Genomic DNA, 13,539 nt, shown 5'->3' on the forward strand with positions numbered 1-13,539 from the left:
AGGTGAACGATATGAGCGACAACAAGAAGGTGGTGCTGGTGATCGGCGCCGGCGACGCCACCGGTGGCGCCATCGCCAGGCGCTTCGCCCGCGAGGGCTACATCGCCTGCGTCACCCGGCGTAGCGCCGACAAGCTGCAGCCGCTGGTGGACAGCATCCGCGCCGAGGGCTTTGATGCCCACGGTTTCGCCTCCGATGCGCGCAAGGAAGAGGAGGTGACGGCGCTGGTCGAGCAGATCGAGAGCACGATCGGTCCGATCGAGGCCTTCGTCTTCAACATCGGCGCCAACGTGCCGTGCAGCATCCTCGACGAGACCGCGCGCAAGTACTTCAAGATCTGGGAGATGGCCTGCTTCGCCGCCTTCCTCTCCGCCCAGGCCGTGGCGCGGCGCATGGTCAAGCGCGAGCGCGGAACCATCCTGTTCACCGGTGCCACCGCCGGCCTGCGCGGTGCCTCGCACTTCGCCGCCTTCGCCGGTGCCAAGCATGGTGTGCGCGCCCTGGCGCAAAGCATGGCGCGCGAGCTGGGCCCGCGGAACATCCACGTGGCCCATGTTGTAGTGGACGGCGCCATCGACACCGCCTTCATCCGAGATACCTTCCCCGACATGTACGCGCGCAAGGACCAGGACGGCATCCTCGACCCCGAGCATATCGCCGACAACTACTGGTTCCTGCACAGCCAGCCGCGCGATGCCTGGACCTTTGAACTCGACCTCCGCCCCTGGATGGAAAAGTGGTGATGTGCTCCGACCCGCTACGCGCCGCCCAGGCGTTGTTGGCGCAGCGGTGCGAAATGCTCATTGGCAGCAGCCAACTCCGCTTTCTCCCCGCTGCGCCGCCTAGCCTGAGCGCCGCTCGCAGGGTCGCGAAACCTCGTTAGAACAATCAAGAAAGAGAGAAGTCATTCATGAGCAAGACCGTCGAGTTCTACTTCGATTTCGGCAGCCCCACCACCTACCTGGCCTGGACCCAGTTGCCGGCGCTGTGTGCCGAGACGGGCGCGACCCTGGTGTACAAGCCGATGTTGCTGGGTGGCGTGTTCCAGGCCACCGGCAACGCCTCGCCGGTGACCATTCCGGCCAAGGGCCGCTTCATGATCCAGGACCTGGCGCGCTATGCCCGCCGCTACCAGGTGCCGATGCAGTTCAACCCGCATTTCCCGATCAATACCCTGCCGCTGATGCGTGCCGCCGTGGCCGTGCAGCAGCGCATGCCGGAGCGTTTCGAGGCTTTCCTCAAGCTGATCTTCGAGGCCATGTGGGTGCAGGCGCGCAATCTCGGTGACCCGGCTGTGCTGGGTGAGGTGCTGGCTGGCGGTGGTTTCGAGCCGCAGCAGCTGCTGGCGCTGATCGCCGAGCAGGAAGTGAAAGACGGCCTCAAGGCCATCACCGACGAGGCGATCAAGCGCGGCGTGTTCGGCGCGCCGGCGATGTTCGTCGGCAGCGAGCTGTTCTTTGGCCAGGACCGCCTGGACTTCGTGCGCGAGGCCCTGGAGGCCTGACTCAGCGCACGTCGGTCAGCCGCGGCATCTGCTCCAGGGTCGCGGCATCCACGTGCAGCATGCGCGCGCTCTTGTGCTCGGCCAGTGGCGCGAATGGCTGCTCGGCGTCGAGCGGCGCGGCCTGGGCGGCCAGGTTGAGCACCAGGGCCTCGCGCGAATACACGCCGCTGCCCAGCTGGTAGACCGCGGCAATCAGCTGGCGCAGTTCCAGCGGAAGGCGCCAGCGCGTGCGCAGGGCCGAGCCGAACGGCGCCGCATGCTTGTGTAGCGCCGCCTCCAGCTGCTTCTCATCGAGTGTGCCGCCGCGGCCATGCCAATCCTGCAGGGTACGCAGCAAGGCCAGGTCGCCCAGGCGGTGCAGCAGGCCGGCGGTGAAGCAGCGCTCGGCATCGGCGCCCAGGCGGCAGGCCAGCCAGTGGGCCAGCTCGGCCAGGCGCTGTGATTGCGCCCAGATCTTCAGGCCGGCGGCCACCAACAGCGGATCGTCCAGGCTGGCGCCGCGCTGCAGGGCCAGGCCCAAGGCCAGGTTGAGGCTGTGTTTGGTGCCCAGGCGATGCAGGGCCTGGGCCAGGCTCTGGCAGCCGCTGCCGCGGTGTTCGGCGGCGCTGTTGGCGGCGGCGATCAGCTGGGCGGTGAGCTGCGGATCGTCGTGGAAACGCCGCTCCAGTTCGTCCAGGTCGGGCGTCGCTGGTCCTTGCAGCAGTTCCAGGGTCTCGTGCACCTGGCTCAGCAGCGGGGCGCCGGCGGCCGTCTCGCGGGCCTTGTCCAGGTACTGGTCGAGGGACTCATGCGGGGCCAGCTCGGGCAGCGGGCAGCTGACTTCTTCGCCGGGTTGCAGCAGCACCTGGCGCAGGCGGCGCAGCAGGTCCTCGGCGTCGAATGGCTTGGCCAGGTAGGCGGTGGGCGCCAGCGGCGCTGCCGCGCGCACGCTGCTGGCGTCGATCTTCTCGGTGATCAGGAAGAACGGCAGTGGCGGCTGCGCCTTCTGGCGGCGCACTTCGCGCAGCAGGTCGAGGCCGCCGATGCCGGGCAGGCCGAAGTCGACGATCAGCAATTGCGGCGAGGTCTGGCGACACTGCTGCAGCACGCTGGCGCCGTCGCCCAGGGTGACTATGTCGGCGTCGCAGCGGGCGCTGCGTACCAGCTGACAGATCAGGTCGGCGGTCCAGCGGTCCGCTTCGCCGATGATCACGCGGGGCACCCGCTGCGACTGGGGCATGGCAAGTCTTCCCTGGGGGATGGCCGAACAGCGACCGTTACCCAAGCAGCCTAGCCCATGGCGCGGGCAAAAAAAGACCCGCCGAAGCGGGTCATGAGGGAGTCGCCCGGCCTGGTGAGACCGCGGGCGAATCTGGACCGCCCCCATGCACTAGGGACGGCACGCAGGACGTGGGCCCGCCCGCAAAGGCGGGGCCGTGACGCTTAGGCCAGTTCGTCGAAGCACTCGGCGACGATGGCGATGCCTTTTTCCAGCTGGGCGTCGGGAATGGTGACCGGCATCAGGAAGCGCAGTACGTTGTAGTAGGTGCCGCAGGACAGCAGGATCAGGCCCTTGTCGCGCGCCTTGGCGACGATCTTGCCGACCAGCTCGGCGGCCGGCTTGCTGTGGTCGCCGCCTTCGAACAGCTCGATGGCGACCATCGAACCCAGGCCACGCACGTCACCGATCACCTTGTGCTTGGCGGCGATGGCATTCAGGCCGGCCTTGAGCTTCTCGCCCACGGCCTGGCTGCGCTCCAGCAGTTTCTCTTCCTCGAACACTTCCATCACGGCCAGGGCCGCGGCGCAGGCGATCGGGCTGCCGGCATAGGTACCGCCCAGGCCGCCCGGGGCGATGCTGTCCATGATCTCGGCCTTGCCGCACACGCCGGAGATCGGGAAACCGCCGCCGACCGATTTGGCGAAGGTGGTCAGGTCCGGGACGATGCCCAACTGCTCGGTGGCAAAGAAGGTGCCGGTACGGCCGGCGCCGGTCTGCACTTCGTCGGCGATCAGCAAGATGCCGTGCTGGTCGCACAGGGCGCGCAGGCGCTGCATGAACGGCTTGGAGTTGACGTAGAAGCCACCTTCGCCCTGCACCGGCTCGATGATGATCGCGGCGATGTCTTGCGGCTGGGCGTCGTTCTTGAAGATACGCTCGATGCTGGCGATCGACTCGTCTTCGCTGATGCCGTGCAGCGGGCAGGGTGCCAGGGCGCGGAACACGCCGCCGGGCATCAGGCCCATGCCGGCGGAGTAGGGCACGACCTTGCCGGTCAGGCTCAGGGTCATCATGGTGCGGCCGTGGTAGGCACCGGTGAAGGCGATCACGCCGGCGCGGCCGGTGGCGGCACGGGCGATCTTCACGGCGTTCTCGACCGCTTCGGAGCCGGAGGTGACCAGCAGGGTCTTCTTGGCGAAGTTGCCCGGCACGCGCTTGGCGATCTGCTCGCACAGGGCGATGTAGGGCTCGTAGGCCAGCACCTGGAAGCAGGTGTGGGTCAGCTTGGTCAACTGCTCCTGCACGGCGGCGATCACCTTCGGATGCAGGTGGCCGGTGTTGAGCACGGCGATGCCGCCGGCGAAGTCGATGTACTCGCGGCCGTCGACGTCCCACACGGTGGCGTTCTCGGCGCGCTCGGCGACGATCGGGTGGATCTGACTGACGCCACGGGCCACGGCGGCCTGGCGACGTTGCAGGAGGGATTCGTTCTTACTCATGTTGTCCTCATAAGCCGCTTATGGCGGCCCGGTCCAAGGATGATGACGGGGCTGGGTGGGCGTGACAGCTAACGATGATCGAACTGTCGCCTACCCGCTGGCCGTCGGCTGGGTTAGCCGGTGCCACCACCGGAAACGCCGACGCCGGGTGACCACGACTCCTGCCTGTCACCCGACACCCACGGAATCTTTACCTGGCGGCTTATACGCCGCCCAGGCACATGTATTTGATCTCGAGGTAATCCTCGATGCCGTACTTGGAGCCTTCGCGGCCGAGGCCGGAAGCCTTCACGCCGCCGAACGGCGCCACCTCGGTGGAGATCAGGCCGGTGTTGATGCCGACCATGCCGTACTCCAGCGCTTCCGCCACGCGGAACACGCGGCCCAGGTCGCGAGCGTAGAAGTAGGAGGCCAGGCCGAACTCGGTGTCATTGGCCTTGGCGATCACTTCGGCCTCGTCCTTGAAGCGGAACAGCGGCGCCAGCGGGCCGAAGGTCTCTTCCTTGGCCACCGCGGCGTTGCTCGGCACGTCGATCAGGATAGTCGGTTCGAAGAAGCTGCCGCCCAGGGCGTGCGGCTTGCCGCCGGCGACCAGCTTGGCGCCCTTGCTGATGGCATCCTCGATGTGTTCCTGGACCTTGGCCACGGCCTTGTTGTCGATCAGCGGGCCGGTGGTGGTGCCGTCTTCCAGGCCGTTGCCGATCTTCAGCTTGGCCACGGCGGCCTTCAGTTTCTCGACGAAGGTGTCGTACACGCCGTCCTGGATGTACAGGCGGTTGGCGCACACGCAGGTCTGGCCGTTGTTGCGGTACTTGGAGATCAGCGCGCCTTCCACGGCGGCGTCCAGGTCGGCGTCGTCGAACACGATGAACGGCGCGTTGCCGCCCAGCTCCAGGGATACCTTCTTGATGTCGTGGGCGCATTCGGCCATCAGCTGGCGACCGATTTCGGTGGAGCCGGTGAAGGTCAGCTTGCGCACGATTGGGTTGCTGGTCAGCTCGCCGCCGACTTCGCCGGCGCTGCCGGTGACCACGCTGAATACGCCGGCGGGGATGCCGGCACGCTGCGCCAGCTCAGCCAGGGCCAGGGCGGAGTAGGGAGTCTGCGAGGCGGGCTTGAGCACCATGGTGCAGCCGGCGGCCAGGGCCGGGCCGGCCTTGCGGGTGATCATCGCCGCCGGGAAGTTCCACGGGGTGATGGCCGCGGTCACGCCGATCGGCTGCTTGATCACGATGATGCGCTTGTCCGGCTGGTGACCGGGGATGGTGTCGCCGTAGATGCGCTTGGCTTCCTCGGCGAACCACTCGATGAAGGACGCGGCGTAGGCGATCTCGCCCTTGGCCTCTGCCAGCGGCTTGCCCTGCTCCAGAGTCATCAGGCGGCCCAGGTCGTCCTGGTTGGCCATGATCAGGTCGAACCACTTGCGCAGCTTGCCTGCGCGCTCCTTGGCGGTCAGCGCACGCCAGGCCGGCAGGGCGCGCTCAGCAGCTTCGATGGCGCGGCGTGTCTCGGCGCGGCCCATCTTCGGCACGCTGCCGAGGATCTCGCCGGTCGCCGGGTTGTTCACGGCGAGGGTCTGGCCGCTGTCGGCGTTCAGCCACTGGCCGTCGATGAAGGCTTGCTGACGGAACAGCTGGGCGTCTTTCAGTTGCATGGTGTTCTCCAGGTGCGCGGCGCCGACGGGGCAGGCGGATCAAGCAAATAGCGGGCAGCCGATTGCGCTGTCCGGCGTTTGAAATGTCAAACGAATCCTAGGGCCGACGTCGACAAAGGGCAAGAGCTATGTTCGATAAAACCAACAAAATAACCAAAAAGAATGAATGCCGGGCGAGTCGCGGTTGTTTCGTCGGCAACCTCAAGGGAGACGAGATGGCGCGCGCGTTCCAGATGCTGGGCGCTTATTGTCAGCCGATGCTTCTTGTGTTCGATATAAAGAACGTTTGTGTCGAATGGCCTGTAGTCCTATTCGCCACGCGCTACAGGTCAGCCCTGTAGCGAATCGCGGTACTGACTGGGGCTTTGCCCGGTCCAGCGCTTGAAGGCGCGGCTGAAGCTGCTGCTGTCGGCGAAGCCGAGCAGGTAGGCGACTTCGCTGATCGAGCAGTCGGCCTCGCGCAGGTGATCGAGCGCCAGGTCGCGGCGAGTGTCGGCCAGGACCTGCTCGTAGCTGCTGCCCTCGTCGCTCAGGTGCCGTTGCAGGCTGCGCAGGCTCAGGTGCAGGCCATGGGCCAGGGCCTCGGCCGAGGGTTCGCCGTTCGGCAGGCACTGCTCCAGGGCGCGGCGCAGGCGGCGCGCCACGGTGTCCGGCTGCAGCGCTTCCAGGCGTTTGCGCAATACCGCTTCGTTGTGCGCAGCCAGCTCGGGGTTACCGTCACCCAGCGGGCGGTCGAGATCGGCCCGGGCGAAGCACAGTACGTCCTCGCTGGCGGCGAAGTGCACCGGCGCGCGGAACACTTCCTGCCAGGGGCGCGGATCAATCGGCAGCGGCCGGCGCAGGTGCACGGCCAGTGGCGCGTAGTCGCGGCCCAGGCGATTGCGGCAGGTGCGTACATAGATGGCGGCGAAGGCGTCGATGGCCTCGGGTGCCGGCGCGGGCGAGCCGGGCGGCAGGCGCAGGTGCAGCTCGCACACTTCATCCGTCTCGCGCAGCTCCAGCTCCAGGGCATCACTGACCACCTGGTGGTAGCGCACGATGCGTTCGAACACTTCGCGCAGGGTGCCGCTGGCCATCACTGCCATGCCCAGAGCGTGGAAGGTGGTCGGTGCCACGTGCCGCGAGGTGTGCAGGCCGAGGGTCGGGTCACCGCTGGCGGCCACCGCCAGTTGCCACAGGCGCGTGGTGGCGTGCAGCGGGTAGCGCGCGTTGGCGTCGTCCAGCAGTGCCGGGTCGAGGCCGGCCTCGCGGCACAGGGCGGCGCTGTCCAGGCCGAGCGCATCGAGCTGGCGGCGCAGGGCCCGGGTCCAGCTGGCCAGGGTGGAGGGTTCAGTCATGCAGGTTGGCATTCTCGGTCAACAGGTTGGCGTTGTCGGTCAGGCGGCACGGCGCTGGGGCGCGCACTCTAGCCTGGCCTGATTCCAACAACGATCCGTGGCGCCCCGCATGGCGCCGCCACAAGAGGATGCGTGCATGACCCCGACTCCTGCAACCCACCAGCAACGCTCGGCGCATATCCGCGCCGTGGTGATGGCGCGTGGTGACGAACTGCGCCAGCGCTACCCGATCCTGCAGCACCAGGATGCCCTCGGCGCCGGCATCCTGGCCTTCGCCCTGGCCGGCATGATCGGCAGTGCCTGGCTCTATGCCGAGGGCGCCATCGCCTGGTGGGCGTGCCTGCTGGCCAATGCCTTCTTCGCCTCGCTGACCCACGAGCTGGAACACGACCTGATCCACTCGATGTACTTCCGCAAGCAGCGCGTGCCGCACAACCTGATGATGGCGTTGGTGTGGATGGCGCGGCCGAGCACGATCAACCCATGGATCCGCCGTCATCTGCACCTGAACCACCACAAGGTCTCCGGTACCGAGACCGACCTCGAAGAGCGCGCCATTACCAACGGCGAGCCCTGGGGCTTCGCCCGTCTGCTGATGGTCGGCGACAACGTGATGTCCTCGCTCATCCGCTTCCTGCGTGCGCCGACCTGGGAGCGCCGCAAGATGATCGTCAGCCGCACGCTCAAGGGCTACGCGCCGCTGGGCCTGCTCAACTGGGGCACCTGGTACGTGTTCCTCGGCTTCCACCTGATCGACTTCGTGGCCTCTGTCGCTGGAGCACCGATCGCCTGGTCGACCACCACCCTGGCGGTGATGGATGGCGTGACCTTCGCCGTGGTGGTGCTGGTCGGCCCCAACGTGCTGCGCACCTTCTGCCTGCACTTCGTCAGCTCCAACATGCACTACTACGGTGACGTCGAGCTGGGCAACGTGATCCAGCAGACCCAGGTGCTCAATCCCTGGTGGCTGTGGCCGCTGCAGGCCTTCTGCTTCAACTTCGGCAGCACCCACGCGATCCACCATTTCGTGGTCAAGGAGCCGTTCTACATCCGCCAAATGACCGCGCCGCTGGCGCACCGGGTGATGCGCGAGGCTGGCGTGCGCTTCAACGACTTCGGCACCTTCACCCGCGCCAACCGCTGGGATGCGCCGAGCAAAGAGGCCGCCGCGCCCGTCCAGCAGACCGCCTGATCGTCCTCGTGAACCCCGGCGTGCCGGGGCGCCTCCGGGGCCTGCGGGCCCCGCTTTTTCTGCGGAAATCTTCATGAACATCCTGATCGTCCACGCCCATCCCGAGCCGCAGTCCTTCTGCACGGCGATGAAAGACCTGGCCGTCGCCACCCTCGGCGGCGCCGGCCACAGCGTGCAGGTCTCCGACCTGTATGCGATGAACTGGAACCCGGTGGCCTCGGCCGCCGACTTCCCGCGGCGCAGCAACCCCGATTACCTGGTCTACGCCTTGGAGCAGCGCGAGGCGGTCAAGGCCGGCGCCATCGCCGCGGACATCGCCGCCGAGCTGGACAAGCTGCTGCGGGCCGACCTGGTGATCCTCAACTTCCCGCTGTTCTGGTGCTCGGTGCCGGCCATGCTCAAGGGCTGGATCGACCGCGTGCTGGTCTCCGGCGTGTGCTACGGCGGCCTGCGTTTCTACGACCGCGGCGGCCTGGCCGGCAAGCGTGCACTGCTCAGCTTCACCCTCGGCGGACAGGCACACATGTTCGCCGACGAGGCTGCCGTGCACGGCGATTGGGAGCCGATGCTGCGGCCGTTGCAGCGCGGCACGCTGGCCTACGTCGGCATGAGCGTGCTACCGCCCTTCGCCGCCTGTCACGTGCCCTACATCAGCCAGGAAGCGCGCGAGGAGATCCTGCGCCGCTACGGCGACTACCTGCTGCAGCTGGAGTTCGCCGAGCCGCTGAGCTTCCCCTCGCTGGCCGACTTCGACCGTGGCCTGCATCCATTGCGGCAGGAGGTGCCGGCATGAAGACTTGGATCTGCATCATCTGTGGCCTGATCTATGACGAGGCCAAGGGCTGGCCGGACGACGGTATCCCCGCCGGCACGCCCTGGGCCGAAGTGCCGGACGACTGGCTGTGCCCCGACTGCGGGGTGAGCAAGGCCGACTTCGACATGCAGGAGCTCTGAGCGACAGGCCGCATGGACGCCCGCGAGGCGTATGCGTATGATTGCGCCCCGCAACGCATCCGTAGCTCAGCTGGATAGAGTACTGCCCTCCGAAGGCAGGGGTCGTGGGTTCGAATCCCGCCGGATGCGCCAAACACAGGTTTCCCTCTCCGCTGGAAACCCCGCGAAAAAGCCCGCCCTGATGCGGGCTTTGTTGTTTCTGCGTTTTGCCACCGCGCCGGCGCAAAGGCCTGCGCGCCCTCTGATCCAAGGGCTTCGAACGCCGCCGAGGGGCCAATGCCGGTGCATCCGCATGGCTCGTCAAGCAGGGCGCTTCGCTATAGGATTCCGTCACAGCAGACAGGAAATGGGCGGCGCAGAAAATGATGGGTTCGGACGAAGAACTACGCGAGGCCGAAGAGCGGCTGCAGCGCGAATCGAAGGAGCCCACCCAGGCCGACGAAGCCGGGCAGCCTGATGCGCTGAACGATATCGCGCCGTCCCTGCCGGAAGATGTGGCCAAGAAGATCCTGCGCGAAGCGTTCAAGCATTTCCCGATTCCCGGGAAAAATAAATAGCGCAGGCATCTGGATACAGCTGCCGGGAACGAAGGCCCCAAGGTGAAGACCTGGGGCCTTTTCTTTGCCTGGCGATTACCGCTGTGCATGGCCATGAGAGATCGGAAGTCAGCCGACTGAGGGCTTGGCCATAGAATCGGCTGGTCGCCGCGTGTCGCGGTCGTCGCTTCCTCCCTCAGTGAAGAGAGCCGGCATGCGTGTATTTCGCCTGTTGTTGATCGGTTGCGCCCTGGTCCTGAGCTTGCCGCTGCAAGCGCAAGGCAATGTCCAGCTGGAGCTGTTGCAGCTGCATGCCTGCCGTAGCGTCGGCAGTTTTCTGAGTCTGCGTGGCGAGGGGCTGCAGCCCGAACATCAGCAGTTGCTGCGGCGCGATACCGAGCAGCTGCAGGCCAGCTTCGCCGCTATCGATCCTGCGCAGCACGAGTCGTTGCAGCAACCCTATGCGCGCTTGCTGGTCAGCCTGGAGGAGGGTCTGAGCTACGGGCCGTCCGAGGACGATCTGCCCTGGCGCTACCCAGAGCAGCTCAGTCGCGCGCTGGTCGATCTGCTGCGAGCGGCCGACGGTCTGGACGGTGATCGGCACGATGCTCCGCTAATGAGCGCGATCAAGCTGGAGCTGCTCGCTACCCAGTACGCTGCCCAGGCCTACCTGGGCCACTTCGAGGCCACGCCGGGGGCGGACGGTTCCTACGTCAGCCAGGGTGAGCAACAGCTGTTGGCGGAGCTGGATACGTCCATGGCGCAGCTGTTGCCGCTGATGGCGGCCAGCGCCGCGGACTAGGGCCGTCGGGCGAGTGCCGACTGGCGCTACCTACGCATGGCCCTTGGCGACTTCGACCGCGCCGGCCGTGCGCGTCTGGGCCGATCAGGGCGCCCGCTGGCGCCACTGATGGTCGGCCGCCACGCGCGCGGCATGAGCGAACGCCTGGTGCGGCTGGCCGCCGCCACCGAGACGCGCTAGCGCCGCTCAGCCCAGCCAGCCCTCCGCCTTGGCTCGCGCGACGGCTTGGGTGCGGCGCTGGACGCCGAGCTTGACGTTGATCCGTCGCGCATGGGTCTTCACCGTGTGCAGGGAGATGTACAGCTGCTCGGCGATCTGCTGATTGGAGTGGCCCTGGGCGATCAGCCCGAGTACTGCCAGCTCGCGCTTGCTCAGCAGCGACTCGCTGGGCAGTTGTGCGCTACCGCCATCGGCGCCCTGCAGCAACTGTTGCGGCCAGGCCGGGTTGCCCGTAAGCCACTCCGCCTGGCGCTGTTGCAGGCTCAGCAGCGGCAGCAGTTGCTGCTGGCGTTCGGCCTCGCCAACCGCGATGCGCAGGATGGCCTCGGCCTCGGCGGCGCGGCCGCTGAGGTGCAGGGCCTCGGCCTGGCACAGGCGGGCATGGGTAGCCAGGCTGTGATGGCCGCTGCGCCGGCAGTCGTCGTGCAGCTCCTGCAGATCGTTCAGCGCCTTGGTCGTTTCGCCCAGGGCCAGTTCGGCCTGGGCCAGATACAGGCGCGCCCGTGGCAACAGGTCGTAGAAGCCGGAAGGAGCTAGCAGGCGCTCGCTCTGCAGGCGTTGGCGCACGCGCAGGAAGGCGTCGCGGGCCTGCTCGGCCTCACCCTGGCGCAACCACAGGCAGCCATGGGCCAGCTGCAGCATTTCCCGATAGCGCACCTCCGGCACATGGGACAGCTGCATCTGCCGCTCGGCACGGCGCAGCAGGTGCTGGGCGGTTTCGGCATCGCCCTGAGCACCGGCCAGTTCGGCCAGGCCGAGATAGCCATACAGCATGTAGGCGTCCTCGCAGCTCTCGGCCTCCTGGATGCCTTGCTTAAGTGCGCCCTGGGCGGCTTCGGTGTCACCACGGCTGGCCAGCAGGGTGCCGCGTAGCAGCAACAGCCTGGCCAGTACCGGGCCGCGTTGGTCGGCGCCCTGCAGCAGCTGCAGGCATTGTCCGGTCTGCTCCAGGGCGCGTTCGCGCTCGCCGAGCATGGCCAGCAGGTGGATATGGTCGACGCTGAGCAGCGACTCGAACAGCACGCTGCCGCGCAGGCGCGCCAGGCGCAGGCCTTCGTGGCTGTAGTGCTGGGCGCTGGCCAGGTCGAGCTCGGCCATGGCCTGCTGGGCCAGGGCCTGGTTGCAAAGGATGTGCTGCGACCAGGCCGACTCATGCAGTACTTCCAGGGCCTCCAGGCAGTGCTGGCGCGCGCTGGCCTGGCCGCGCTGGCGCTGCAGCACGCCGAGCACCGCCTGGTACTGGGCGATCAGCTGCTGCTGGCGGCGGGCATCGGGCTGCGGCAGGAAACGGGTCAGCTCGGCGATGCAGGCGTCCACCTCGTCCAGGCGCGCGCAGATGATCAGGGCCCAGGCCTGCAGCATGATCAGACGCGGCGTGCTGTTGAACAGCGTTGACGGCAGGCCGTCGCGCCAATGCAGGAACTGGGCGACGCTCTGGCCCATCAGCAACTGGTCCTGGCCGTAGCGTTGCAGGTAGTTGGCCGCCACGTCCGGCTGTGCGGCCCACAGGGCGTGCTCCACCGCCTCGCGCACGGCTTCGCGGGCAGCGAACCACTGGCAGGCGCGCACATGGGCCTGCAGCGGCGTCTGCCCACCCGGCATGCGCTTGAGCATGGCCGCCAGCGGGCGCCACAGGCGGAACCATTCGCCGCAGCTGTCCAGGCCATGAAGGAACAGCTGGCGCTGGCGCAACTGCTCCAGCACCTGGGCGCCGCCGTGCTCTTCCAGCAGGTGTTCGCACAGGGCGGCGGAGAAGCGCGGCATGTGCGCCAGCACGAACAGCGCGTGCTGCAGCGGCGGTGGCAACGTGGCCAGCACCTCGCGTTCGAGATACTCCAGCAGCAGCGGTGTGCCGGCGGCCAGGCGCTGGCCGAGGTTGTCGGCGTGGCCGCCGATCAGCAGCAGGCAGACACCGGCCGGCCAGCCTTCGCTGTGGTGCAGCAACTGGGCGGTGAGTTCCTCGGGCAGGGTCTGCTGGCGCTGTTGCAGCAGACGGCCGAGCTCATCCTGATCGAGGGCCAGGGCGTGCGCATCGAGCTCCTGCAGATCGCCCTGCAGAAGCAGGCGCGGCAGGTTCCAGGCCGGGCGGCGGCGTCCGCCGATCCACCAGCGCAAGGTGTGGGGGGCGCGTTCCAGCAGGCGGTCGAGACAAGCGTCGAGTTCGGCACAGGGCTGTCGTGGATAGTCGTCGAGGATGATCCACAGCGGTTGCTCGACGCGGCCGAGCAGCAGGCCGAGCTCGGCGCAGGGTTCGCCGTCACCATGAGGCAGGTGCAGGGCGGCAGCCAGGCGGGCGAGCAGCTCGGCGGGGCTATGCGGATGGCCGAGCAGGTCGAGCCAGACCACTTGGGTACCATGGGGAGCCTGGCGCGCGCATTCGTTGAGCAGCACGCTCTTGCCGAAGCCGGCGGGGGCGCAGACCAGGGTCAGTCGGCAGTCGCCGGCGAGCAGCGCCTGGGTCAGACGCGGGCGGGCGATATGGGCCGCCGGCAAGCGCGGCAGGGGGTGCTCCGGTTGACGCGTAATGGCGGCCGGATGCAGGGCGCGAACCTTGTCTTGCATGGTCGTGGCCTCGGCTTTTTGTTGTGATTGTGGGGCGTCGGGATGGGGTCGATGTTACCCAATCGCGCCGCGCAGTTGG

13 protein-coding genes and 1 tRNA gene are annotated in these 13,539 nt (G+C 67.5%); 9 read left to right on the forward strand and 5 right to left on the reverse strand.

Going from position 1 to position 13,539, the window contains the following annotated elements; all coding sequences use genetic code 11:
• Positions 1-11: 11 nt before the first annotated feature.
• Together IB232_RS12620 and IB232_RS12625 are read left to right on the forward strand one after the other, a co-directional pair.
• A complete protein-coding gene (locus IB232_RS12620) occupies positions 12-743 on the forward strand; it encodes an SDR family oxidoreductase (protein ID WP_192398979.1) in 732 nt (243 codons plus the stop codon).
• A 167-nt stretch (positions 744-910) separates the two neighbouring features.
• Entirely contained in the window at positions 911-1,504 is a 594-nt protein-coding gene (locus IB232_RS12625; protein ID WP_192398980.1) for a 2-hydroxychromene-2-carboxylate isomerase, read from the forward strand.
• Position 1,505: 1 nt separating this feature from the next.
• Here IB232_RS12625 and IB232_RS12630 read toward each other — a convergent pair whose 3' ends face one another.
• The 4 genes from IB232_RS12630 to IB232_RS12645 all read right to left on the reverse strand — a co-directional run bounded on the left by IB232_RS12630 (position 1,506) and on the right by IB232_RS12645 (position 7,195).
• Positions 1,506-2,723 carry an HDOD domain-containing protein gene (locus IB232_RS12630; protein WP_192398981.1) on the reverse strand — a complete coding sequence of 406 codons (1,218 nt, stop codon included), beginning with the start codon at positions 2,721-2,723 and terminating at the stop codon, positions 1,506-1,508.
• Between the two features lie 203 nt (positions 2,724-2,926).
• Positions 2,927-4,204, reverse strand: a complete 1,278-nt coding sequence (gene gabT / locus IB232_RS12635) for a 4-aminobutyrate--2-oxoglutarate transaminase (RefSeq protein ID WP_192398982.1) — start codon at positions 4,202-4,204, stop codon at positions 2,927-2,929.
• A gap of 202 nt (positions 4,205-4,406) precedes the next feature.
• A complete protein-coding gene (gene gabD, locus IB232_RS12640; RefSeq protein ID WP_192398983.1) occupies positions 4,407-5,858 on the reverse strand; it encodes an NADP-dependent succinate-semialdehyde dehydrogenase in 1,452 nt (483 codons plus the stop codon).
• Positions 5,859-6,187: 329 nt separating this feature from the next.
• Complete coding sequence (locus IB232_RS12645) at positions 6,188-7,195, reverse strand: AraC family transcriptional regulator (RefSeq protein WP_192398984.1); 1,008 nt, start codon at positions 7,193-7,195, stop codon at positions 6,188-6,190.
• Positions 7,196-7,331: 136 nt separating this feature from the next.
• On the opposite strand from IB232_RS12645, the gene IB232_RS12650 reads away from it, so the two are divergent.
• The 7 genes from IB232_RS12650 (at position 7,332) to IB232_RS12680 (ending at position 10,859) form a co-directional block, all read left to right on the forward strand.
• A complete protein-coding gene (locus IB232_RS12650; RefSeq protein WP_192398985.1) occupies positions 7,332-8,387 on the forward strand; it encodes a fatty acid desaturase in 1,056 nt (351 codons plus the stop codon).
• A 73-nt stretch (positions 8,388-8,460) separates the two neighbouring features.
• Positions 8,461-9,180, forward strand: a complete 720-nt coding sequence (locus IB232_RS12655; RefSeq protein WP_192398986.1) for an NAD(P)H-dependent oxidoreductase — start codon at positions 8,461-8,463, stop codon at positions 9,178-9,180.
• Positions 9,177-9,341, forward strand: a complete 165-nt coding sequence (locus tag IB232_RS12660; RefSeq protein ID WP_192398987.1) for a rubredoxin — start codon at positions 9,177-9,179, stop codon at positions 9,339-9,341. The genes IB232_RS12655 and IB232_RS12660 overlap by 4 nt, the downstream gene beginning before the upstream one ends.
• A 55-nt stretch (positions 9,342-9,396) precedes the next feature.
• Positions 9,397-9,473 (forward strand) — tRNA-Arg (locus IB232_RS12665).
• A gap of 230 nt (positions 9,474-9,703) precedes the next feature.
• Entirely contained in the window at positions 9,704-9,898 is a 195-nt protein-coding gene (locus IB232_RS12670; RefSeq protein WP_192398988.1) for a hypothetical protein, read from the forward strand.
• Between the two features lie 193 nt (positions 9,899-10,091).
• On the forward strand, positions 10,092-10,679 hold the full coding sequence (locus IB232_RS12675) for a hypothetical protein (RefSeq protein WP_192398989.1): 588 nt from the start codon (positions 10,092-10,094) through the stop codon (positions 10,677-10,679).
• Positions 10,680-10,715: 36 nt separating this feature from the next.
• Entirely contained in the window at positions 10,716-10,859 is a 144-nt protein-coding gene (locus IB232_RS12680) for a hypothetical protein (protein ID WP_192398990.1), read from the forward strand.
• Positions 10,860-10,865: 6 nt separating this feature from the next.
• Here IB232_RS12680 and IB232_RS12685 read toward each other — a convergent pair whose 3' ends face one another.
• Positions 10,866-13,460: a LuxR C-terminal-related transcriptional regulator gene (locus tag IB232_RS12685; RefSeq protein ID WP_192398991.1), complete on the reverse strand. Its 2,595-nt coding sequence runs from the start codon at positions 13,458-13,460 to the stop codon at positions 10,866-10,868.
• Positions 13,461-13,539: the final 79 nt, after the last annotated feature.

Origin of the sequence: Pseudomonas sp. PDM15 (genome assembly GCF_014851565.1) — a bacterium.
Lineage (GTDB): Bacteria > Pseudomonadota > Gammaproteobacteria > Pseudomonadales > Pseudomonadaceae > Aquipseudomonas.

Coding starts and splice junctions, on each gene's coding strand:
- IB232_RS12685 (WP_192398991.1), bottom strand. CDS start 13,460: ATGCAAGACAAGGTTCGCGCCCTGCATCCGGCCGCCATTACGCGTCAA.
- IB232_RS12645 (WP_192398984.1), bottom strand. CDS start 7,195: ATGACTGAACCCTCCACCCTGGCCAGCTGGACCCGGGCCCTGCGCCGC.
- IB232_RS12680 (WP_192398990.1), top strand. CDS start 10,716: ATGGCCCTTGGCGACTTCGACCGCGCCGGCCGTGCGCGTCTGGGCCGA.
- IB232_RS12655 (WP_192398986.1), top strand. CDS start 8,461: ATGAACATCCTGATCGTCCACGCCCATCCCGAGCCGCAGTCCTTCTGC.
- IB232_RS12660 (WP_192398987.1), top strand. CDS start 9,177: ATGAAGACTTGGATCTGCATCATCTGTGGCCTGATCTATGACGAGGCC.
- gabT (WP_192398982.1), bottom strand. CDS start 4,204: ATGAGTAAGAACGAATCCCTCCTGCAACGTCGCCAGGCCGCCGTGGCC.
- IB232_RS12620 (WP_192398979.1), top strand. CDS start 12: ATGAGCGACAACAAGAAGGTGGTGCTGGTGATCGGCGCCGGCGACGCC.
- gabD (WP_192398983.1), bottom strand. CDS start 5,858: ATGCAACTGAAAGACGCCCAGCTGTTCCGTCAGCAAGCCTTCATCGAC.
- IB232_RS12650 (WP_192398985.1), top strand. CDS start 7,332: ATGACCCCGACTCCTGCAACCCACCAGCAACGCTCGGCGCATATCCGC.
- IB232_RS12675 (WP_192398989.1), top strand. CDS start 10,092: ATGCGTGTATTTCGCCTGTTGTTGATCGGTTGCGCCCTGGTCCTGAGC.
- IB232_RS12670 (WP_192398988.1), top strand. CDS start 9,704: ATGATGGGTTCGGACGAAGAACTACGCGAGGCCGAAGAGCGGCTGCAG.
- IB232_RS12625 (WP_192398980.1), top strand. CDS start 911: ATGAGCAAGACCGTCGAGTTCTACTTCGATTTCGGCAGCCCCACCACC.
- IB232_RS12630 (WP_192398981.1), bottom strand. CDS start 2,723: ATGCCCCAGTCGCAGCGGGTGCCCCGCGTGATCATCGGCGAAGCGGAC.